Annotated in this window: 20 protein-coding genes; 8 read left to right on the forward strand and 12 right to left on the reverse strand. The window is 31.8% G+C overall.

Going from position 1 to position 22,918, the window contains the following annotated elements; genetic code table 11:
• Window positions 1-4: 4 nt before the first annotated feature.
• The 5 genes from NNL09_RS25150 (at window position 5) to NNL09_RS25170 (ending at window position 6,759) form a co-directional block, all read left to right on the forward strand.
• Complete coding sequence (locus NNL09_RS25150) at window positions 5-739, forward strand: hypothetical protein (RefSeq protein ID WP_196911223.1); 735 nt, start codon at window positions 5-7, stop codon at window positions 737-739.
• A 50-nt stretch (window positions 740-789) separates the two neighbouring features.
• Window positions 790-3,657: a pitrilysin family protein gene (locus tag NNL09_RS25155; protein ID WP_196911224.1), complete on the forward strand. Its 2,868-nt coding sequence runs from the start codon at window positions 790-792 to the stop codon at window positions 3,655-3,657.
• Window positions 3,658-4,018: 361 nt separating this feature from the next.
• Window positions 4,019-4,798 (forward strand): hypothetical protein, encoded by a 780-nt coding sequence (locus tag NNL09_RS25160; RefSeq protein WP_196911225.1) that lies wholly within the window; start codon window positions 4,019-4,021, stop codon window positions 4,796-4,798.
• Window positions 4,799-4,816: 18 nt separating this feature from the next.
• Window positions 4,817-5,530, forward strand: a complete 714-nt coding sequence (locus NNL09_RS25165; RefSeq protein WP_196911226.1) for a pirin family protein — start codon at window positions 4,817-4,819, stop codon at window positions 5,528-5,530.
• A gap of 719 nt (window positions 5,531-6,249) precedes the next feature.
• Window positions 6,250-6,759 (forward strand): hypothetical protein, encoded by a 510-nt coding sequence (locus NNL09_RS25170; protein ID WP_196911227.1) that lies wholly within the window; start codon window positions 6,250-6,252, stop codon window positions 6,757-6,759.
• Here the strand turns inward: NNL09_RS25170 and rimO are convergent.
• The gene (gene rimO / locus NNL09_RS25175) at window positions 6,756-8,057 is read right to left on the reverse strand and encodes a 30S ribosomal protein S12 methylthiotransferase RimO (RefSeq protein WP_196911228.1); all 1,302 of its coding nucleotides are present in this window, start codon (window positions 8,055-8,057) and stop codon (window positions 6,756-6,758) included. The two genes, NNL09_RS25170 and rimO, sit on opposite strands and share 4 nt — an antisense overlap.
• Window positions 8,058-8,208: 151 nt before the next feature.
• On the opposite strand from rimO, the gene NNL09_RS25180 reads away from it, so the two are divergent.
• Complete coding sequence (locus NNL09_RS25180; protein ID WP_196911229.1) at window positions 8,209-9,312, forward strand: serine hydrolase; 1,104 nt, start codon at window positions 8,209-8,211, stop codon at window positions 9,310-9,312.
• 2 nt (window positions 9,313-9,314) lie between these two features.
• Here NNL09_RS25180 and NNL09_RS25185 read toward each other — a convergent pair whose 3' ends face one another.
• From NNL09_RS25185 to NNL09_RS25195, 3 genes are all read right to left on the reverse strand, one after another.
• Window positions 9,315-11,870 carry a TonB-dependent receptor gene (locus NNL09_RS25185; RefSeq protein ID WP_196911230.1) on the reverse strand — a complete coding sequence of 852 codons (2,556 nt, stop codon included), beginning with the start codon at window positions 11,868-11,870 and terminating at the stop codon, window positions 9,315-9,317.
• Window positions 11,827-12,744 (reverse strand): FecR family protein, encoded by a 918-nt coding sequence (locus NNL09_RS25190; RefSeq protein WP_196911231.1) that lies wholly within the window; start codon window positions 12,742-12,744, stop codon window positions 11,827-11,829. Before NNL09_RS25190 ends, NNL09_RS25185 begins: the two co-directional genes overlap by 44 nt.
• A gap of 64 nt (window positions 12,745-12,808) precedes the next feature.
• Window positions 12,809-13,327: an RNA polymerase sigma factor gene (locus NNL09_RS25195; RefSeq protein WP_196911232.1), complete on the reverse strand. Its 519-nt coding sequence runs from the start codon at window positions 13,325-13,327 to the stop codon at window positions 12,809-12,811.
• A gap of 102 nt (window positions 13,328-13,429) precedes the next feature.
• Between NNL09_RS25195 and NNL09_RS25200 the strand changes: the two genes are divergently transcribed.
• Entirely contained in the window at window positions 13,430-14,482 is a 1,053-nt protein-coding gene (locus NNL09_RS25200) for a hypothetical protein (RefSeq protein WP_196911233.1), read from the forward strand.
• 1,320 nt (window positions 14,483-15,802) lie between these two features.
• On the opposite strand, the gene NNL09_RS25205 is transcribed toward NNL09_RS25200, so the two are convergent.
• Window positions 15,803-16,042 (reverse strand): hypothetical protein, encoded by a 240-nt coding sequence (locus NNL09_RS25205; RefSeq protein WP_196911234.1) that lies wholly within the window; start codon window positions 16,040-16,042, stop codon window positions 15,803-15,805.
• A 43-nt stretch (window positions 16,043-16,085) separates the two neighbouring features.
• On the opposite strand from NNL09_RS25205, the gene NNL09_RS25210 reads away from it, so the two are divergent.
• Window positions 16,086-16,772, forward strand: a complete 687-nt coding sequence (locus tag NNL09_RS25210) for a hypothetical protein (RefSeq protein WP_196911235.1) — start codon at window positions 16,086-16,088, stop codon at window positions 16,770-16,772.
• Between the two features lie 91 nt (window positions 16,773-16,863).
• Here NNL09_RS25210 and NNL09_RS25215 read toward each other — a convergent pair whose 3' ends face one another.
• The 7 genes from NNL09_RS25215 to NNL09_RS25245 form a co-directional block, all read right to left on the reverse strand.
• The gene (locus NNL09_RS25215; RefSeq protein ID WP_196911236.1) at window positions 16,864-18,537 is read right to left on the reverse strand and encodes an amidase family protein; all 1,674 of its coding nucleotides are present in this window, start codon (window positions 18,535-18,537) and stop codon (window positions 16,864-16,866) included.
• Between the two features lie 181 nt (window positions 18,538-18,718).
• A complete protein-coding gene (gene ftsY / locus NNL09_RS25220) occupies window positions 18,719-19,672 on the reverse strand; it encodes a signal recognition particle-docking protein FtsY (protein ID WP_025667521.1) in 954 nt (317 codons plus the stop codon).
• Window positions 19,673-19,797: 125 nt separating this feature from the next.
• Entirely contained in the window at window positions 19,798-19,950 is a 153-nt protein-coding gene (locus tag NNL09_RS25225; protein WP_081748330.1) for a DUF4295 domain-containing protein, read from the reverse strand.
• A gap of 6 nt (window positions 19,951-19,956) precedes the next feature.
• Window positions 19,957-20,139 (reverse strand): 50S ribosomal protein L33, encoded by a 183-nt coding sequence (gene rpmG, locus NNL09_RS25230; RefSeq protein WP_024771295.1) that lies wholly within the window; start codon window positions 20,137-20,139, stop codon window positions 19,957-19,959.
• 26 nt (window positions 20,140-20,165) lie between these two features.
• Window positions 20,166-20,405: a 50S ribosomal protein L28 gene (gene rpmB, locus NNL09_RS25235; protein WP_025667520.1), complete on the reverse strand. Its 240-nt coding sequence runs from the start codon at window positions 20,403-20,405 to the stop codon at window positions 20,166-20,168.
• A 352-nt stretch (window positions 20,406-20,757) separates the two neighbouring features.
• Window positions 20,758-21,504, reverse strand: coding sequence for a dienelactone hydrolase family protein (locus NNL09_RS25240; RefSeq protein ID WP_196911237.1), 747 nt, complete (start codon window positions 21,502-21,504; stop codon window positions 20,758-20,760).
• A gap of 171 nt (window positions 21,505-21,675) precedes the next feature.
• On the reverse strand, window positions 21,676-22,917 hold the full coding sequence (locus NNL09_RS25245; protein ID WP_025667518.1) for a competence/damage-inducible protein A: 1,242 nt from the start codon (window positions 22,915-22,917) through the stop codon (window positions 21,676-21,678).
• Window position 22,918: the final 1 nt, after the last annotated feature.

Raw genomic sequence — 22,918 nt, forward strand, 5'->3', positions numbered from 1 at the left:
TACAATGGAAAAAATCAAATTTCTAATTATAATGATAATACTCTTCTCTTGTAATAGTGAAAAGAAGCAGATTCTTGAAAAAAAAGATGCTAAACAAGAGAGTTTTACAAAAAACAAATCATCTCTTGATATAAATAAAGAGGAAAGTACAAAAGACTTTACTAATTTTATTGCTGACGGTTTTGAAATTGCTGTAGTTCAAAATAAGAAAAAGATAGTATTTGGAGATTTAAATCAAGATGGTTTTCAGGATTTTGTGGCTGTACTAGTAAATTCGAATACCAATATAGAGGACAATGATCCCGAAGAGGTTAGAATTGCTATATATGAAGGATCAGAAAATAATAGGTATATACAAAAGGCCCTAAGCGGAAACTTAACTTCTGCATTTATTTATAATGAAAACCCAACACTTAAAATAACATCGCCAATACTAAGTGTTAGTCATCAATCTATGCGACACGATTATGAGGTAAAATTTAGATTCGAAAAAAAACACAATGACTATATGCTTATTGGCTCAGAATTAAACAACTATGGAAATGCTACTCATGATGGAGCGGGAAACACCAGCATTAATTTTTTAACAAAAACAAAAATTAAGAAGGTATTTGCATATGATCATGAAAAAGAAAAATTAAAAGAACTGAAACCTGTTGTAACAAAAATCGAAGAAGACCTTATATCAATTACTCAAATTAGTGACCTCAACATATATAAAATTATAGGAAGTGAATAAAAGTTAATATCGCATATAAAAATTTCATACTCATCAATACTTTATCAATCATGAAAACAATTAAATTTTTAGTATTCATTCTAGTCATATCAGGAGTTTTGGTTTCCTGTAAAAAGAATACAGCAACAGAAGAATCATCTCAAGAAATCGTTGAAAATAAGGATTTCAAAGTCGATTTTGAAAAATTTACACTCGATAACGGATTACAGGTGATATTCCATATCGATCGATCAGATCCTGTTGTTGCTGTTGCCCTAACTGCGCACGTAGGTTCTGCTCGTGAAAAAGAAGGAAGAACCGGTTTTGCACACCTATTCGAACATTTACTTTTTCTCGAATCAGAAAACTTGGGAAAAGGCGGATTAGATAAAATGAGTGCTCGCATTGGTGGATCCGGAGCAAATGGTTCTACAAGTCAGGATCGTACAAACTATTACCAGACTGTACCCAAAGATGCACTTGAGAAAATGATTTGGGCAGAAGCTGATAAATTAGGTTTTTTTATCAATACCGTTACCGATCCCGTTCTAGCTAAAGAAAAGCAGGTGGTTAAAAATGAAAAGCGTCAAAGTATCGACAATCGTCCTTATGGTCATGTTAATTATGTAATCGATAAAAACATGTATCCTGCAGATCATCCATATAGCTGGCAAGTAATTGGGTCATTAGAAGATTTACAAAATGCAACACTACAGGATGTAAAAGACTTCTACAATCATTGGTATGTTCCTAATAATGTTACACTTACTATAGCCGGAGATTTTGATTCAGATCAGGCTAAAACCTGGGTGCATAAATATTTTGATGAAATTAAACGCGGAGAAGATATCCCTGCATTAGAAAAACGCCCTGTGGTTTTGACAGAAACCAAAAAATTACATTATGAAGATAATTTTGCACGTCTTCCGCAATTAACGATGACCTGGCCAACCGTACCTGTATATCATCCCGACTCATATGCTTTAGAAGTACTTTCTACCTATTTATCTGAAGGAAAAAAAGCTCCTTTCAATAAAGTATTGGTAGAAGACAAACAACTTACTCCCGAAATTACCATGTTTAATTTTGGATCAGAATTAACAGGCCAATATCATTTGATTATTCGTGGATTTGAAAAAACAGATTTAAATACTATCGACAGTGCTGTTTCTGAAGCTTTTGCAAAGTTTGAGACCGAAGGCATCTCACAAGAAGACCTTGATCGTATTAAAGCAAGTCAGGAAACCGCATTTTACAATGGGCTATCTAGTGTACTGGGTAAAGGATTTCAGTTAGCACAATACGAAATTTTTGCAGGAGATCCCGGTTTTATAAATCAGGATGTAAAAAATATCCTTGCAGTTACTATTGACGATGTAAACAGAGTATATAATCAATACATCAAAGGGAAGCATTATGTTGCTACAAGCTTTGTGCCTATTGGGCAAGCTAATTTGGCTTTAAAGGATTCTAAGCTTGCAGAAGTAATCGAAGAAAAAATTGTAGAAGGAGCAGAAGAAAATTTTGATGCTAGTATAGTGGCAGATTATGAAAAAACACCTTCGAGTTTTGATCGTTCTACAGAACCACCATATGGAGACACTCCCGAGGTTACAGTACCACAGGTATGGCAAGATCAATTTTCATCAGGAATTGAAGTATACGGGATACAAAATGATGAAATCCCTTTGGTACAATTTAGAATAAACATAAGAGGAGGTTTATTATTAGAAAAACCAGATAAAGTAGGCGTATCAAATTTATTGGCACAACTTATGACTAAAGGTACTCAAAACAAAACTACCGAAGAATTAGAAAATGCAATAGAAAGTCTGGGAGCATTTATTAATATTTCTGCAAGAGATGAAAGTATCGTAATAAACGGGAGTACTTTATCCAGAAACTATACTAAAATTATGGCATTGGTAGAAGAAATGATTCTTCAGCCAAGATGGGATCTTAAAGAGTTTGAGTTAATCAAACAGAGTGTTATTAGCCAGATTCAACAAGAAAAAGCAAGTCCCACAAGTATTGCCAGTAACGAATATGCTAAACTAAGCTATGGAAAAGATCATATTCTTTCTCATAATAATTTAGGCACAGAAACCTCTGTATCTGCTATTACATTAGAAGATCTTAAACACTATTATAATGCTAATATAGTTCCTAATGTTACCAAAATGCATGTAGTAGGCGATATTACAAAAGCTATGACAAAAACATCTCTGGCAAACCTCAATACCAAATGGCAGCGTAAAGAGGTTAAATTTCCGGCTTTAGACGCACCAAAAGCTCCGCAGCAATCCAAAGTATATTTTTATGATGTCCCCGATGCTAAACAATCTCAATTGCGATTTGGATATCCCGCATTAGCTGCAACAGATCCAGATTACTATCCGGTGCAGGTTATGAATTATCGCCTGGGTGGCGGTGGTTTTGCATCACAACTCACACAACAATTACGAGAAGGTAAAGGATATACCTACGGTATAGGCTCTGGGTTTTCGGGAAGTACTATCCCGGGAATGTTTACTATATCTAGTGGCGTAAGATCTAATGTTACCTATGAGTCTGCGGATTTGATCAAGGAAATCCTGAATGACTACGGAAAAAACTATACTCAAGAGGATTTAGACATCACCAAAAGTTCTTTAATAAAAAGTAATGCAAGAGCTTTTGAAACCTTTAATTCTAAATTGAATATGCTAACTAATATGAGTACATTTCAATACCCAAAAGATTATGTTACGCAAAGAGAGACAATTGTAAATAATATGACCGTAGATGAGATTAAAAAACTAACAGGTACATATCTAGACCCTAATAAAATGATTTATCTTGTAGTAGGTGATGCAAAAACACAGCTCAAAAAACTAGAGCAGTTAGGTTTTGGCACTCCTGTTTTGTTAAATGAAGAAAATACAGCAGTTAAGGATTAAAGTTTCTGATTTATTGTTATAGAAACTTCTTAAAATAGTAAACACAGGCCTATTCTGAATTTATTTTCAGAATAGGCCTGTGTTATATTCATCGTATTGATATAAATAATGGAAATCTATATTTTACCTGTTGTCATCAATCCATAGTCTATTATCATATAGCGATTAAAAGTCACTGTTGTAAAACGATTTTTTAACATATATCCAGAGTCTTTGAAAACATAATTAACTAAATTTTATCAGTATCCACCAGAGAAACATATCTAATTAACTAAACGATTTTGTATTTTTAAATTAGGAAAACAGAAGCACATAAAAAGAATTTTAACCCGAACGCTACTGTAGTTTATTTTATATCAAAATGAAACGAATACATGCATTTGAATTTGAGGATTTACATTGGTTCCCAAAAAACTTGCGAAACTACATGACCGATTTTTTACAATTTGGATCAAATATATTCGACATCTATAAAAGCGTTGTCCCTATTCTTGAAAGAGGAATAAAAAGCGCAGGAAACAACAAAATAATTGATATTGCTTCTGGCGGTGGAGGTGGTTTAATCAAACTTGCCGAGCATTTAAAAAAAAATAATCCGACATTAAAAATCACTCTTTCTGACTATTACCCCAACCTACATGCTTTTAAGAGAACAAAATCAAAAATACCAGATGTATTTGATTTTATTGACTATCCCGTAGATGCAATGAATGTTCCTTCAGAATTAAAAGGGTTTAGAACACAGTTTACATCATTACATCATTTTAAGCCAGAAAATGCAAAAGCTATTTTTCAGAATGCTATAGACGCCAATCGGCCTATTGGAGTTTTTGAGCCACAACAAAGAAATATCAAGAGCATGATTCCTATGCTCCTATCCCCTATTACGGTTATATTAATGACTCCTTTTATAAGACCTTTTAAGCTAGGCAGGATATTATTTACCTATCTCATCCCTATATTACCACTATTTATACTTTGGGATGGAGTAATTTCTGTATTGAGAACATACACGATTTCTGAGTTGAAACAAATGATTTCTGAATTGAATAACAGCAATAGTTTTGATTGGGAAATTGAAGTAAAAAAAGGAAAACCGAGTGAGATTCTATATGTATTAGGCGTTCCAAAAGAAAATTAATAATTCATATCAATGACTATGAAAACAGTTCTACACAAATCAAATACCAGAGGAAAAGCAGAATATGGATGGTTAAATTCTCATCATTCTTTTAGTTTCGCAAATTATTATGATCCAAAAAGAATGAACTTTGGGGTATTACGTGTGCTTAATGATGATATAGTTGCTCCAGGTATGGGTTTTAAAAAACATCCACATGATAATATGGAAATTATTTCTATTCCTTTAGAAGGTGATCTGGAGCATAAAGATAGTATGGGAAACACTACGGTTATAAAACAAGGAGATATACAAGTGATGAGTGCGGGTACAGGAGTATTTCATAGCGAGCATAATAAAAATAGAGATCGTGATGTAAAATTTCTACAGATATGGATTGTTCCTAATAAAAGAGATGTCGAACCCAGATATGACCAAATTACTTTGAACTCTAAAAACTTACAAAATCAACTATATCAGATTCTCTCTCCTAACACAAACGATTCGGGAGTATGGATACATCAGAATGCCTGGTTTTATATAGGCGAATTAGAAATGGGGAATGTACAGAATTATACGCTAAAAGATCCTAAAAGTGGAGTGTACATATTTGTACTAGATGGTGATATAACAATAGAAAACCAAAACTTACATAAAAGAGATGGATTTGGTTTATGGGAAACAGGTCACATTAAAATTAAGGCTGATAGCAATTCAAAAGTATTACTAATGGAAGTACCGATGACTAGTTAATTTCGACCATAATGCATTTGCAAAACTTCATTTTTAAATAAAAAACACATATTGTTAAATTAGTTTTTTAATTCTACCTCTTAACAAGATACATCTCTTTCTCTTTTAAATAATACATAATAACCAACAAAAACCGGTTATTGATGATTTTTCGATAACAAACACCCAAAAATACTCAGTTAATGTTATCTAATTGTTAATTATTAATCTTACTAGAATGACTTCAGTGTTAGCAAATTTTCAATAAAATAGTTTAAAAATTGATAAAATCATTCTTGTTTTAATAAGGTATTAGCAATTAAGAATTCTCTTTGTACTCTTATTAAAAATTCCATAATTTATTCTTTTCAAAACTTCTAATTATCAAATAATTCGTTAGCAAAATTTTAATATTTCCTGCCATTTTTTTAGATACATTTGCCGCCGATTTAAATGAGTAAAATTTTAACCCAAAATAGAATTTAAAACAATGATCAAAAAATAGTTTCTCTTTATACGAGTATAGAGTTAGCCAAAAAACAAAAGAATCTATTTAAAAAAGACTGCCCTTATAGGTGGTCTTTTTTGCTTTGATCGTTTTTCTCAAATTTTCATCTCCAAAAAAGTATTATTTTTCTGCAAAAAAGATAAACAAATAAAAAAACCAACCACATACTTTTAAGGTGACTCTTTTTATAAAAAAAATCAAAACAGTATCTTTAAAAGATAATACAGAAAAAATGAAAACGCTAAATAGAGTTCTTTTTCTTCTTTTTATTGGATTTGGGTGCTTCCAAGTCTTTGCTCAAGAATCAATAGATCATAAATACAAAGAATTTAATTTTTGGATTGGAGAATGGAACGTATATAAACACAATACAGATTCTATTGTAGGAAAAAGTAAAATAGAGTCTATTATAGACAATAAAGTAATTAAAGAAACCTATTATTCTACAACATCAAAATATCATGGTACAAGCCTAAATAAGTATAATCCCAGAACTGATCAATGGGAACAATTTTGGGTAGATAATAGTGGTCTTACCTTATACATTATCGGTAACCTTGAAAAAGGTAAAATGATATTACAAAATGAGGTAATTACAAAAAAGGGAGTCGTATTAAATAAAATTAAGTGGCAAAAAAATAGCGATACTACGGTACGACAAACCTGGTATCAAAGCACAGATAAAGGACAAAACTGGGTAACTCTATTTGATGGTGATTATAAACCTGTAAAAAAGAATTAAATCACTTCACCATATAAATCAAAATCTTCAGCTTCATTTATTTTTACTGTTGCAAAATCACCTGTTTTAAGGTAATACTTAGAAGCATCAATAAGTACTTCATTATCTACATCTGGAGAGTCAAACTCGGTACGACCTACAAAATAATTTCCTTCTTTACGATCCACAATTATTTTAAATTCTTGCCCAATTTTTTGTTGGTTTAGCTCCCATGAGATTTGTGATTGAATCTCCATAATCTCGTTAGCTCTTTCTATTTTTATTTCTTCTGGCACATCATCTTCTAGATTAAAAGCATGAGTGTTTTCTTCATGAGAATATGTGAAGCATCCCAAACGTTCAAAACGCATTTCTTTTACCCAAGCTCTTAAGGTTTCAAAATCTTCCTGCGTTTCTCCTGGATATCCAACAATAAGTGTGGTACGAATAGCCATTTCTGGAACGGCTTCTCTAAACTCTTCGAGAAGTTTTGTTGTTTTTGCTTTGGTAGTTCCTCGTCGCATCGATTTTAGTATCGGGTCAGAAATATGCTGTAATGGTATATCGATATAATTACACACTTTTGGTTCTTCTTTCATTACTTTAAGCACTTCCATAGGAAACCCAGTCGGAAACGCATAATGTAAACGTATCCATTCTATTCCGTCAACCTTTACTAATGCTCTTAGTAAATCAGCTAATTTTCTTTCTTTATAAAGATCTAATCCATAATAGGTTAAATCCTGTGCGATCAGAACCAATTCTTTTACTCCATTTGCAGCTAATTTTTCTGCTTCTATCACTAATTCTTCAATAGGTGTAGATTTATGAGTACCTCTCATCAAAGGTATTGCACAAAAAGAGCAAGGACGGTCACATCCTTCTGCAATTTTGAGGTATGCATAATTCTTTGGAGTTGTAGTGAGTCGTTCTCCAATCAATTCGTGTTTATAATCGGCTCCCAAAACCTTTAATAAACCAGGAAGTTCTGTAGTACCAAAATATTGGTCTACGTCAGGAATTTCTTCTTCCAAATCCGGTTTATATCGTTCTGATAAACAACCTGTAACAAAAACCTTATCTACTACTCCTTCTTCTTTTTTCTGTACATACTCTAAAATAGTATTTACAGACTCTTCTTTAGCATTAGCAATAAAACCACACGTATTAATGACAACAATATTTCCTTCCTCTTCATGAACAACTTCTTTATTATTAGCACGCAGTTGCCCCATTAACACCTCACTATCATATACATTTTTACTACATCCTAGTGTAACTACATTGATTTTGTTCTTCTTTAATGTCTTTGTTCTCATATCTTCCGGATAAAGGTGTGCAAAGATACAAGGATTAACCAAAGTATACGGTATAAATTCAATAACTATATCAGTATAATCCAGATTATCCCACAAAATACCAATTAAACCTTTTGTATATTGTAGAGTCCAAGTCTACAAAACCCAACCTATGAAAGCGAAATCTATACCATTTCTGGTTTCGATATTGTGCTTTACTCTATCTTGTTCTGATAATGAGTCTATAGAAACAATAGATAATGGAACGATTAATATCGATTCTAACACCTTATATTTTCCGCCTATAGATTCAGATACCTGGGAGACTATATCTGCTCAAGAATTAGGGTGGAATATCAATAATGAGCAGCCACTATATGACTTCCTTGAAGCAAAAAACACTAAAGCGTTTATCATTCTTAAAAATGGAAAAATCGTTATTGAGAAATATTTTAATGGAGGAACAGTTTCTGATCATAATCCCTGGTATTCGGCAGGAAAAACTTTAACCGCATTTACAGTCGGAATAGCCCAACAAGAGAATTTACTAAATATCAATGACATTTCGGCAATGTATTTGGGAACAGGGTGGGCTAATATTACTACAGAACAAGAAAATGCAATAACAGTTAGAAATCATTTAACTATGACAACAGGTTTAGATTATAATGTTTTGAATCAGAACTGTACTGATGCCGCCTGCTTTACCTATCTTAATGATCCTGGTAATTTTTGGTATTATCACAATGCTTCATATACGATACTAAGGGATATCATTTCGGGAGCTACTCATCAGGAGTATAGCACTTATTTTGATTCCAAAATTAAAAATAAAATAGGAATGAATGGTACATGGGTTACTCTTGGTTATGTAAATATATATTACAGCACAGCCAGAAGTATGTCTCGTTTTGGTTTGCTAAACTTAAATAAAGGGACTTGGGATACTACAGAAATTCTTACGGATCAAAACTACTTTACACAAATGACCTCTACTTCCCAGACGTTAAATCAATCCTATGGTTATTTATGGTGGTTAAATGGAAAATCAAGCTATAGGATTCCTGGATCTGAAAATGAATTCATTGGGTCACTAATCCCCAATGCTCCAGAAGATCTTGTAGCAGGTCTGGGTAAAAACGATCAAAAACTATATATCGTTCCTAGTCAAAATCTGGTGATCATAAGAATGGGTGATGATACGGGAGATTCATTATTAGGACCTTCTGGATTTGATAATGAATTATGGAAAAAAATTAATCTACTTATGAATTAATTTTAAAAAGAAACTCGAAAAACTACATTAGGAGTAACTCCTAATGTAGTTTTTCGAGTTTCTTCAGGAATCTTTTCTTCATTTAATGAATAATAATTCGTAATTGTATTTTTATTATTCGTAACATTCCAAATAGATATACCAGTATGCGCTTTGATTCTTTTAGTTAAATCAAAATCATAAACTGCAGAAAAGTCTAATCTAAAATATTCCTGCAATCTATCACTATTGGCTCTAGTATAATTAATTTCTTCTTCAACAATAGGTTCTGACATTACTGGTCTAGTAGTTGGCAATCCTGAATTCCAATTAAGTCCTGTCGAAATTTTAAATCCTTTAAATGAATAGGCTCCTCCCCAGGTTATAGAATGAGTAATATCTATATTATTAGGAAATTCTCTTTCTTTAAAAGTTTCAAAAACATATTCATTATTGGCATATGAATAACTTAGCCATGTACTGATATTTACAAACCGTTTATTGATTAAAAACTCTAATCCACTAACCGTAAAATCACCTATAGATCTTACAAATTCATACTGATTTTGAAATCCCTGGCTTCTTGCCGTAATGCCATCTATCATTTTGTAATACCCTTCTGCTGTTACCAACCAACCTTTCCGGTTATATTGTAATCCTGATGAAATTTGCTTACTTTTAATTACTGGTATATCAATATCATTGGCTAAAATCCATCTTCGTTTCTCAATACCCAAAAAATCATTCTGAAAATTGATCACTTGAGAAGTGTTTTGATGTTTAAATTCGCCCTGTATCTCTAGATTAATATATTTACCTATACGTTGATTATATCTCACTCTGGGTTCAACAAAATGGGCATTAAACTTTTCATTATAAGTATACCGAACACCTAGACTAAGAAATAACCTTTTATTTTTTGTTTTATAATTAGCTTGAGAAAATATACCATGTGTTCGGATTACTCTAACTTGCTCTTCAATAAAAATAGGAACATCAACATCATTTAGGTTCGTGATTCCAGTTTCGATAAATTGATACCCATTTTGAAGAACCACATTTCTATTTAGCTTATAAGATGTATTAAGTTTAACTCCTGTTTCAGAAACTTTATTTTCTTGCAAAAATCTCTGTCCTTGTTGAAGATTTGCATTTATAGATCTTAATTTATAATCTGTTTCATATAACTGCAAAGAAGAAATAAAGTTTTTATTCCAATTTCTTTCATACCAGATACCTCCGGCAATACTGCTTTGTATAATATTGCTTTGGCGAGAAACTGGTTCTGAATTTATTGCTGTATTTTCGGTAAACACTAAGTCATTATTAATCAATAAAAAATTAGCTCTAACTTTATCTCTGTCTGAAAATTTATAATTCCATCTTACATTAGTATCATAAAAGTCAAACTCAATATCAGAATTAGACACTTCTTCTTCATTATTACTATCTAATTCACTATCCTGTGATATCCTATCAAAATAACTAGAATACGTAGGTGTTTTCAAAAATTCATTAATCGATTTTCTAGTAGAAAGTTGTAAAGAAGATTTTTTACCAATCGGAATATCAGCATAAGCGTCTACATTAATCATATTTACACCTATACTAGCTGAGAAATCACTATTCACCTCTGAGTCAGAATTCATTATAATTGTTCCTGAAACTCCATCTGTATGTTCTGAATGTGTTCCATTTTTTATTAGGGTAGCCTTTGATGTTATATTTGGATTAAAAACAGATATCAATCCAAAAAAATGACCCGACTGGTACATTTTTATACCATCCCACATAATCAGATTTTGATCGTGGGTCCCTCCTCTTATATTTATATTTGAAACAGTCTCATCTGCACTTTGAACTCCTGGTAAAGCCTGTATTGTTTGTAATACATCAGTTTCAATAAGTCCTGGAAGAATTCCGAAATTTGAATAATCTATCTTAAACCCTCCTACATTAGTTTTACTTATTCCTTTTGTGATATAATTTTTAAGAATGATTTCTTGTAAATCAATAGTTTTCGGTTCTGGATAAATAGTTAAGCAACTCTCGTTTTGAAAAGACGTTATAGAAAGAGTTAGAGTTTGATATCCCAAATGATCGATCGTAATATTTTTTTGATCCTCTTTAACCTCAAGTTCAAAATATCCTTTTTCATTACTAATTGTCGATACATTTTCGCTTTGAATTGTAGCTCTTTGTATAGGGTTACCTACACTGGTTTTAATTTCTCCACAGATTACCAATGATCTATTACGTTTATTAATTGAAACAAAATTATTCTTGAGAATGGTAAAAATAAGATAGGTTTCTTTTTCGAGGTGGCTAAGGGCTTCTTCAAACGTTAGGTCGCCATGTGGAGGTATAACAACTATATTTTCAATAACATCGTTTGCATAAGTAAACTGAAATGGATAGCGATATTCTAAATCATAGATAACGGCGGCAAGAGGTTGTTTTTTGATGTCATTCTGACCATAAATATTTACACAAAAGGCAAAAAACAACACCCCAATGTAACTAGTATTCTTTACATTACTTTTTAATTTTTTGGAATGTGATATGATTAGACGTATCAATTGAATAGTTTAAATCTAAAGGTAAAGTTATAGATTTTAAACCATCTTGTAAATTATTATGGACAAAACCACCTGTAAAAATACGTTGAGTATCAATATTATCAATTGAAAAGGTTACATCATAATGTCTTTCAAACTCTTTAATTACTTCTTCAAAAGGGACACTTTTAAAGCTACTTGTATTACTTACCCATGACGGAAAAGAGTTCGAATTCTTCTCAAAAGTGATATTATCTTTTACGATTCTAAAAGAACTTCCAGCAGGAATATTTCTGGTAAAATTCTCGTCACGTGTTAAACTTACCAAACCTTCAAGACAAGTTACTTCAAAATAACCATCTCGACTTTTTACATTAAATTGAGTTCCTAGCACAGTGACAACACCAAAAGATGTCACCACATCAAATCTACTACCTTTAGACACTTTAAAAAGAGCTTCTCCATCAAGGTTAACACTGCGTATTTTATCCCACTTCTTCTCATTATAACGTACTGAAGATTTTGAATTAAGAGTTACTTCTGAAGCATCAGGAAGCTTGATAGTTATCTTTTCTCCTATTAAAGTATCTACATGTGTATCACCAAACATAAAGAAAAGAGATGTTACTCCTAATACAATTACCACAGTTGCTGCAATTTTAAGTAGTGGTTTATACCAACCAATATTTTTAACTTTTGATTGATTTTTATCATGGATTCTAGCATAAAAAGTTTCTAAATCAGTAATTTCTACAACTTCAGAAGCTTTAAATTTTTTAGCACCTTCAAGAATTTTGATATGTGAATCATAATCCTCCAAATTCTCAAAAGCTCTTCTTTCTTCCTCGGACAATTCGTCTGATAACCACTTTTTTATTAGGTATTCTTTATCCATTTTTAAGTACTCCTTTATATATATAACAACTCAATATTTATTTTCCCTCTATTTTATTCCGAAATTATTTAAATCCGTCTAATGTATTCTTCAATTTATTGTATGCCACATGAATTCGATTTTCAATAGCTTTTCTCGTTGTCCCAAGCATTTCGGCTATTTCTGCTTGTTTTTTACCTTCTACTTTATTCAACAAGAATGCAACACGTTGATCCTCGGTTAAAAGGCTTAATGCTTTTTGGTATTTTTTCAAGAACTGTTCTTGTTCGAGAATGAACTCAGGAGATTCGTTAGTATACGCTTTTGGTTTAATCTGCTTATATCGTAAGATAACATTTTGATGCTTGATTTCGTTAAGCATCATATTATTGGCAACTGTAAATAGAAAGCCTTTTGCTTTATCAGGAGTAACTTCTTTACATTTATCCAGAAGTTTCATAAATGCATCTTGCATTTTATCATTAGGTCCTAAATTTTCTCCGAATTTATAATAGAGATATTTAAATAAGTCATTAGAATATTCTTTATAAATCACAGAAAACACAGTGTCATCACAAACATTTTTACGTAGTTTTTCTGGCATAAAACAATAAATATTTTTAATAAATGTAAAAAATATAAAATAATTAAGGGATTTTTGGTAGTTAGTTGTTTTTATAATAGAAGGCTCTTCTAAAAATAAAACATGAAAACACAAAGAAACTTTATTTTACTTTTTTTGCCCCTGATCATATTACTCTTTTTCTCTTCATGTAGAAATGAATCTGACACTTTCATAGAATCAAATGAAAATCAATCTATTAAACCTACTTCAAAAATAGCTAGCTTGATGTCAAAAATTGCTATGAACGACGGATCTATTGATAATATAATCGATAATTCAACTTGTTTTACAGTAAAATTGCCAGTTACTGTAATTGCTAATGGATCAGAAGAAATTATTAACTCCGCCGAGGATTTTCAAGTCATTGAAGATATTTTTGCGGAGTTTAATAATGACACAGATGAATTAGAAATTATTTTTCCTATTACAGTTATTTTTAATGACCATACCGAGGTTAGTGTAGAAAACCAAATTGAACTAGAAGCTATAGATGGTAATTGCACAACCAACAATGAGAATATCGAATGTGCAGATTTTAAATATCCATTCGAAATATCCGTTTTTAATTCTCAAAGTGAACTTCTTGAAACTATCACTTTTAATAGTGACAAGGAATTATTTAAGTTTTTGAAAAAATTAAAAGAAGAAGACATTGCAACCATAAACTTCCCTATTACGCTCATTTTTTCTGATAATACCGAAACAACAATCACCAGTATAGAGAATTTGCAACAAACTATCGAAAACACCGTAGATAGCTGTGATGAGGATGACACCACTACCGATCTGTTTACCCAGACTATAACGAAAGGAAAATGGGAAGTTCAAAAATATAAGGATAATCAAAATAACGAAACTCAAAATTACAAAGACTTTGTCTTTACTTTTTCTGAGGATGGTTCGATATCTGTCGAAAACGTAATAACTAACGAGATAATCAATGGTAATTGGTCTGTAATTACCAGAGCAGATGGAGGCCTTGATGCTAATTTAGAATTTGGTTCACAACCTCCTCTAGATAAACTTAACAACACCAATTGGAATGTAAAAAAAACACAAGAAAATAGAATAATGCTTGATGATAGAAAAGATGGTGGAGTTAGCAAAGATGAGTTGTTTTTTAAAAAAATATAATACTTAAAAAAGGGAAATATAGAAAAGTATTAAACACGAATAAAATTATAAAGTTATGGTAGCAAAGAATAAAATATTAATAGGAGGAGCTTTAATAATTATATACTGTATTTTTTTGGTTTACATTTTTATAATCAAAATGAATATCTACAATTAAGAATAAGAATTTAATATAATTATCGCTGGGAACATAATTGTAATGGAATACATTAAAGGGTTTAATACATCATCTGACAGGGGTAATTATCAGAAGTTAATTAAATCATTACATACCTCTAAATTAACCATTTAGAGGTATTCTTTTTTAGTAAAAAACATAAAGCAATTAAAGGGATTTTTAAAAGTTAGTTGTTTCTATATTATAAGCTATATCTAAAATACATCTATGAAAATATAAAAGAACTTTAATTTAATTTTTGTTATCAAACTTTAAAATGAAATACTCTTAAATACCACAACTTAATAACAATTCTCAAAATGTCTAGATTAAAAATAATCCTAAAGCGCAAAACTCTCATTTATGGAGTCTTGATGATAATCTATTGTGCTCTATTGTTCTTAATATCTTTAAAAGCAACTGTCATTTAACTGAAATTACCAAAAAAGCAGGGATGTGATACACACATTCGGTTTTTATAAACCTCTGAAAATAGATTTAATTTTTCATACGTAAGATCATTTTTTTTATTAATTCGGGGGTTTATCATTATATTTTTATTTGGGAAGAAGAGATTATCTGAAAAGATAATCTCTTCCTTATTTATAAAACCCCATACTTAACAGGTATCTTCTTTCCTTTTGAAACTTATTTTTATAAACACAGCTTATTTGCAACAATTTAGTTGTAGAAAAAAATTAACAATAAACATATTTTTTTCATTCTCCTTCGTTTACCTCATTTATTATCATCTCTTAACATATCCCATTTCAAAAACAAAACACTATATATACCCATAGTCTTAATCACATTTTTCATTTCCCGGAAAACAGGGGGAGTAAAACGATTTTCATGATTTAATTTTCGACTTTAATTATTAACCACATATTAAATTCACAAAACAAATCATGAAAAAAAACAATTCTTAAAACAGTTTCTGTTGTACTACTAGCCACCTTTATAGGTAGCTGCGAAAAACCAGAAACAAATGAAAACATTGAATCTATTGAAAACACAAAACCAATAGATGCATTCGACCAGAAAGCTCCTAATTGTTATGGTCAAACACGATATATTAATCATAATCAAACCATCCCTAAAGGCTGGGTTTTAATAAGCTCTACTGGTAGTACCTGGAAAATTAAATGTACCACAGGAGCTCCTTATGGAGCAGAAATAGATATTGTTCCCAAGTCTGTAATCCCCTCGGGATGGGTATTAATAACAGATAATGATAGATATTGGAAAATTAAATGTGTTATAAAAGGTCGATATAAAACAAAACTAAATATTGTACCTAATTCTGTAATACCAGCAGATTGGGTATTAACCGGAACTCGTCCTAATGTATGGGAAATTACTTGTGTAAATAAAGCTTTATACAAATCACAATTAGAAATCATTCCTAATTCTACAATACCTAAAGATTGGGTACTAACACGTACAGTGGGTAGTATTTGGAAAATTACCTGTACAAGTGGTGCATCTTATAGTGATAAATTAGATATCATTCCTAACTCTACAATACCAAAAGATTGGGTATTAATACATACAACAGGTAGTAGTTGGAAAATAAAATGTGCCGGAGGGAATTCAAGGTATGGACATGAACTTAGAATTATTCCTAATTCTGTTATACCAGCGGGTTGGGTATTAAAACGCAATGTGGGCAGCACGTGGTTAATAGCATGTACAAAAAAGGCTACCATTGGTAAAGAATTAGAAATCATTCCTAATTCTACTATACCTAAAGACTGGGTATTATCAAGTGCCAATAATAGTCGCTGGATAATTACATGTATAACAAATGCAGCATTTAACGCTTCAGTAAAAGTTGTACGTAACTCGACCATCCCAAAAGGCTGGGTATTATCCAAAGTCATTCATGGATACTGGATAATCAAATGTACAAACAAGGCTCCTTTTAGAGGAAAAGTAGAAATTGTTGCTAATTCAGTAATACCTTATGGTTGGGTATTTACTGGTCGTACACCTATGCTAAACTGGTACATTGTATGTGCAAAAGGGGCTAAACCCGGAGATTTATTAACTATTATGCCTAATTCTGTAATTCCTCCTGGTTGGAAACGTATTTCTGCCTCTCCTTCTTCCTGGTTAATAAGATATAAGTAATAACTCCATTACCTGAAAAGTTGTTTTTTTTATATCTACAGTTTAGATTTGACAACTTTTCAGGTAACTCTATTTAGCAATTTAACATCATTCAATCTACATAATTAGTAGGCTCTTTTCTTTCTTTTGTAGCTTGCTCGTAAGCACCACCCAATTGTAATAGCGAAGCTTCAGAAAAAGGTTTAGCAATAAATGTAAGTCCTTTTGGTTCACCTTTACTTGTATATCCCATAGGAACAGTAAGCGCTGGATATTTGGCCACAGCAGCATAACCTGCATGATAATTATTTATAGATAGTACCGCATCTAGTTGATGAGTATCAATATGGGTATCAAAATAATTTCGTGCAACCATTTTTAGGTTTTCTTTTATGTTATCTAATTCTTCAGTAGTAGTACTATCGTTAAGGATACCTTTAAATAATTGTTGCCCATAAGGAATTCGGTTTATTGAGTCCTGTTGATTAAATACAATGGCATCTTTTATATTTTTAATAGTAACATCACTCCCTGCCTGAGTACTTATATATGCAGGAAGATCATTTTTCATATCTATATTTAAAATGCTTAAAAAACCTGGTAATTGTACTTGTTTTGGTTCAATTTCAATAATCTCCCCTCCTGCTTTCTTTATTTTTTCTATAGCTATTTTATAGATAGAATCTTCTAAAAATTCTTTAATTACTCCAAAACGTTTTTCTTTTAGAGAACTTTCTTTTATTGAGTTCACAAAATTTATATCAACAGCTCTAGAGGCAACATCATTGTCATCTTTACCTGTAATAGCATTAAGTACAATAGCATTATCGATCACACTCTTAGTCATAGGTCCTGGGGTATCTAATGTACTCGAAATAGGCACTATTCCTGTTCTGCTTAATACTCCTATAGTTGGTTTTAAACCTACAACAGAATTTTGACTAGATGGCGACAAAATAGATCCACTGGTTTCTGTTCCTATTGCAGCAACACAAAAATTAGCTGCTACAGCTACTCCGCTGCCAGAACTCGAACCACCAGTCTCAAAAACCATTCTCCCATAAGGATTAAGTGTTTGCCCTCCTATAGCACTATATCCAACAGGGCACCCCGAACATAAAAAATATGCCCATTCACTCAAATTAGCCTTACCCAGAATTAATGCATTTTTATTTAACAATCTTTCTGTAATAAATGCGCTTTTACCATTGTTATTTTGAAACGCTACGGCTCCTGCTGTAGTTACCATATCTTTTGTTCCAATATTATCTTTTAACAAAATTGGCATTCCGAAAATAGAATTGACATCAATATTTTTTTTATCTATTTTATCCAAATTTCTAGCTTGTTCAACTACTTTTGGATTGAGTGAGATCACCGAATTTAAAGATAAGGCATTATCACTTTCGTACTTTCTGATACGATAGATATAGAAAAGCGTTAACTCTTCATAGGTAAGTTTACCATCTTTTATTTGTTGTTGAATGGTCGGAATATCTTTTTCGAGAATATACTTTTTTAAATCATCATATTTCTCTTCAGAAAAGAAATCCAACTCAGGCTCTAAAGTTTTCCAGATATCATTTTTATCCAGTGCTTTAGAATTTATTAGTTTTAAATGCATCCTTGTTTGCTCTAACATTTCTGTAGCTGCCAAATCTGCAGCTTCATCATATGGTTGCCAAACTACCCTAGATTCTTTTTCTTGTTGTGTTTCTGTTTTTTCTTGCTTCTTACAAGAGATAAGCATAAAAACCGAAACTAAGACAAATACTATCTTTCTCATTGCGATATGTTGTGTAAAGATTATTTTATTTGAGACTATGCGATCATATCAATTCATACCTGGTATTATTTTAAATAACAATATCAGAGTATATTTTTTATGATACTATAATTCTTTAAAATATAAAAAAAGGCGGTGAGAATACTTCTCATCGCCTTTTTTAACTATTTTGTAACAAATATTATTTGAAGAAAGAATCTACAAATTCATACTTATTGAATACCTGAAGATCTTCTATTCCTTCTCCTACGCCTATATATTTTACCGGAATCTTAAATTGATCACTTATTCCTATTACAACCCCGCCTTTTGCAGTTCCATCGAGTTTGGTTACGGCCAACGAAGTAACTTCTGTAGCTGCTGTAAATTGTTTTGCCTGTTCAAAAGCGTTCTGACCTGTAGAACCATCTAAAACCAATAATACATCGTGAGGAGCATCATCTATAACTTTTTGCATCACTCGTTTCACTTTGGTTAACTCATTCATCAAATTAACTTTATTATGTAACCTCCCTGCTGTATCTATAATGATAACATCTGCATCTTGGTTTACACCAGATTGTAAGGTATCAAAAGCCACCGAAGCCGGATCACTCCCCATATCTTGTTTTATGATTGGAATATCTACGCGATCTGCCCATACTTGCAATTGATCGATTGCTGCAGCCCTAAATGTATCTGCTGCCCCCAATACCACTTTTAGCCCTTTTTTCTTTAATTGATAGGCTAATTTTCCGATAGTAGTGGTTTTTCCTACTCCATTTACTCCAACCACCATCATCACATAAGGTTTTTTATCCTTTGGAATTTCAAAGTCTGTAGCCTCTCCGACATTAGTTTCAGAAAGTAAACCAGCAATTTCTTCACGCAGAATTTGATTTAACTCATCGGTTCCAAGATATTTATCCCGTGCTACCCTGTTTTCTATACGCTCGATAATCTTAATGGTAGTCTTAACTCCTACATCACTTGTAACCAATATTTCTTCCAGGTCATCTAAAACATCATCGTCTACTTTAGATTTACCAGCTACCGCTTTACTTAATTTAGAAAAAAAGTTGGTTTTGGATTTCTCTAATCCTTTATCTAGTGTTTCTTTTTTTTCTGAAGAAAATATATTTTTAAAAAGCCCCATTTGTACTATTCAATATGCTAGAAATTAAAAACTAAAACCTTTGGTTATATTGCTTAAATATAAAAAGAAAGAGCCATTTCAATACAATTGAAACGGCTTCTTTTTAAAATATCTTGTACAGAGAATTACTTTTTCTTTAAAAAGTCGCTAACCGCTTCTGGCGGCATAATTGACTCTACAAAAGTATAGGCTCCTGTTTTAGGAGATTTTACCATTTTTATGGCTTTAGTTAATCTCTTTGATCCTGTCTGTAATGATGCTACTGATTTCTTTGCCATCTCTTATTATTTTATTTCTTTATGAACCGTCATTTTCTTCAAGATAGGGTTAAATTTCTTTAATTCTATTCTATCAGGAGTGTTCTTTTTGTTCTTGGTTGTAATATATCTTGATGTACCCGGTTTACCAGAAGCTTTATGCTCTGTACATTCTAAGATTACCTGTACTCTATTACCTTTCTTTGCCATTATAAGTATCTTTTAAAATAAAGAGATTATTTATTTAAGAAACCTTTTGCTCTTGCTTCTTTTAAAACAGCAGAGATTCCGTTCTTATTTATATTTTTTAATGCAGCGGTTGACACTTTAAGTGTTATCCAACGATCTTCTTCTGGAATATAAAAACGCTTTTTTATTAAATTCGCATTGAATTTACGTTTCGTTTTATTCATCGCGTGGGAAACATTGTTTCCTACCATTGCTTTTTTACCTGTAAGCTCGCAAACTCTTGACATCTCTTCTTAATTTTGGTATTATTTCAAAACAGGGTGCAAATTAACGAATTATTTACCGAACCACCAATAATAGTTTCGTAATTTTTCTTCTTTTTTTAGTTTTTTTTTACTGCTTTAGAAAAATGAAAAAACAGGTGTTTTTACGTATTTCAAAAATATGACAATACATCTATCTTTACAATAGTTAGTATTACAATTGTAACTAACTACTTAATATGGGGTAATTAAGTAGTAAACGAAGCGGGTCATTTAAAAATGACCCGCTTTTTTGTTGTGCTTTATATTATAGCAATACAAACACATACTAAACACCAATAAAACCTAACTAACCTAATTTAAACAAAACTTATTTTTAAAAACTTTGATCTGTATATTCAACACTTTGACTCCATATATTATTTTCTATCTGTACCATAGAATCACTTAATTCACTTACATATTGTGCAGCACCATAATCATTTTTACCTTCGGCTACTACAAATGTTATATTACATCCCAAGTCTTTTGCTGCATTAACATTTTTATACGCTTTCTTTATAGAAAAATATCGATCTTTCGTCCCGTGAACAACATAGATAGGAGTATTTATTTTATCCGAAACTTCAAAATTAGATGCTACAACAATGAGAGCAGAGAATAGATGATCATTCTCTTTTACGAGTTTAATTGATTGTAAGGCCCCATTGCTATATCCTATAAGAACAATTTTTTTATCATCTATTGGATAGCTATTTCGTGCAGCGTTTATAAAATCAACAATAATATGCTCTAAAGCTTTCTCATCTGGTCTTTTCCATGAAATTTTTGGACTAAAAACAATCCCTTGCATATTTTCAATTCCTGGAATAATAAAATCTTTTTTAAAATTTGGGTATTTCTTTGCTCCTACTCCTCCCGGAAGTACAATATAGACAGGTAACTTTTCATTCTGATTATTCTCTGGCAGAACAAGATCAAACTCTCCTTCGTATACTGCATTAAAAGTTTCCATTTCTGAACCAAACACCGTGTTATGTGGTTTTCCTGCTATGGTTATAGTTACAAACATTCCTATTAACAAAGAAAGTATCGTTTTAGAAGAAGGAATTAAAGTTTTCATAGTTATCAATATTGTTTTGATTACTGTAAAACTACTTCTGTTTGTCGTTTTAAAACGTGTTTCATCGTTCAGTCGCGCTTTTTTGTCGATGAATTGCAAAAATATATAGATAAGCAATATTGATATTATGGGTTAACCACAAAAAACACCTAAATTAGGTAGTATATAATACTAAAGTAATGTATTAAGCAAAAGTTCGAAAGATTTATTTACTGCTTTACCAATGGTTCGCTCTCTAAGATTACTGAAGACATATTGCTCTGAAAAAACACCTTTTGGGGAGGCTATTGCAATAAAAACTGTTCCTACTTCGACATCCCCATCGCCTTTTTCGGGGCCAGCATTACCTGTAGTAGCAATTGCATAATCTGATTTAAACTTTTCTTTTACTGCCAGTGCCATAGCTTCTGCAACCTCGGTGCTTGTTACAGTATGTTTTTTGATAATCTTGGGATCTATACCCAATATATCTATTTTGGATTGCGTAGCATAGGTAACAGCTCCACCATTAAAATAGGCAGAAGCACCTGCATTGGCCGTAAACGACTGTGCTATTTTGCCTCCTGTACAACTTTCTGCTACAGAGAGTGTTTTACCTTGCTTAATCAATAGCTGACCAATTCTCTTCTCTATAGTTTCGTCTTCTTCGTACCCAACAATAACATCTCCTATTATAAGGCGTAAGGCTGATACCTTTTGTTCTATAGTATCCTCGAGAAGTTTTTTATCGCTCCCTCTTGCTGAAAGACGAAGTCTTACTCTTCCTAAATTAGGCAAATATGCTAATTTGATATATGAAGGTAAGTTATTCTCCCAGTCTTCAATTTTTTCTGCTACTGTACTCTCGCCCATACCATAGGTAAGTATCGTTTTATGAATGATATAGGGTCTATTAAATCTCTTTTGCAACCTAGGTAGCACCTCATCTTTCATTAATCCTTTCATTTCGTAAGGTACTCCAGGCATAGATATAAAAACTTTGTCTTCTTTTTCTAGCCACATCCCTGGAGCTGTACCATAGAGATTCATCAAGACAGTGGATTTACTAGGCACAAGGGCTTGCTGTTTGTTTACATCAGAGATTGGTGTAGAGATATATTTAGCAAATAACTTTTCGACGTGGTCAAGCACCTCCTTATTTTCGACTAATGTATCTTCAAAATATTCGCAAATGGTATGTTTTGTAATATCGTCTTTTGTAGGGCCCAGACCTCCTGTTATTAATACAACATCTACTCTATTACTAGCTTCTGCTATTGCATCGAGAATATGTTGTTTATCATCTTTTACAGATGAGATCTGATGTACATCTATACCGATTTTGTTAAGCTCTTTACCTATAAATGCAGAATTAGAATCAATGATTTGTCCAATCAAAATTTCATCTCCTATAGTAATAATTTCTGCAAGCATA

Source organism: Aquimarina sp. EL_43, assembly GCF_943422735.1.
GTDB classification, from domain to species: Bacteria; Bacteroidota; Bacteroidia; order Flavobacteriales; family Flavobacteriaceae; genus Aquimarina; species Aquimarina megaterium.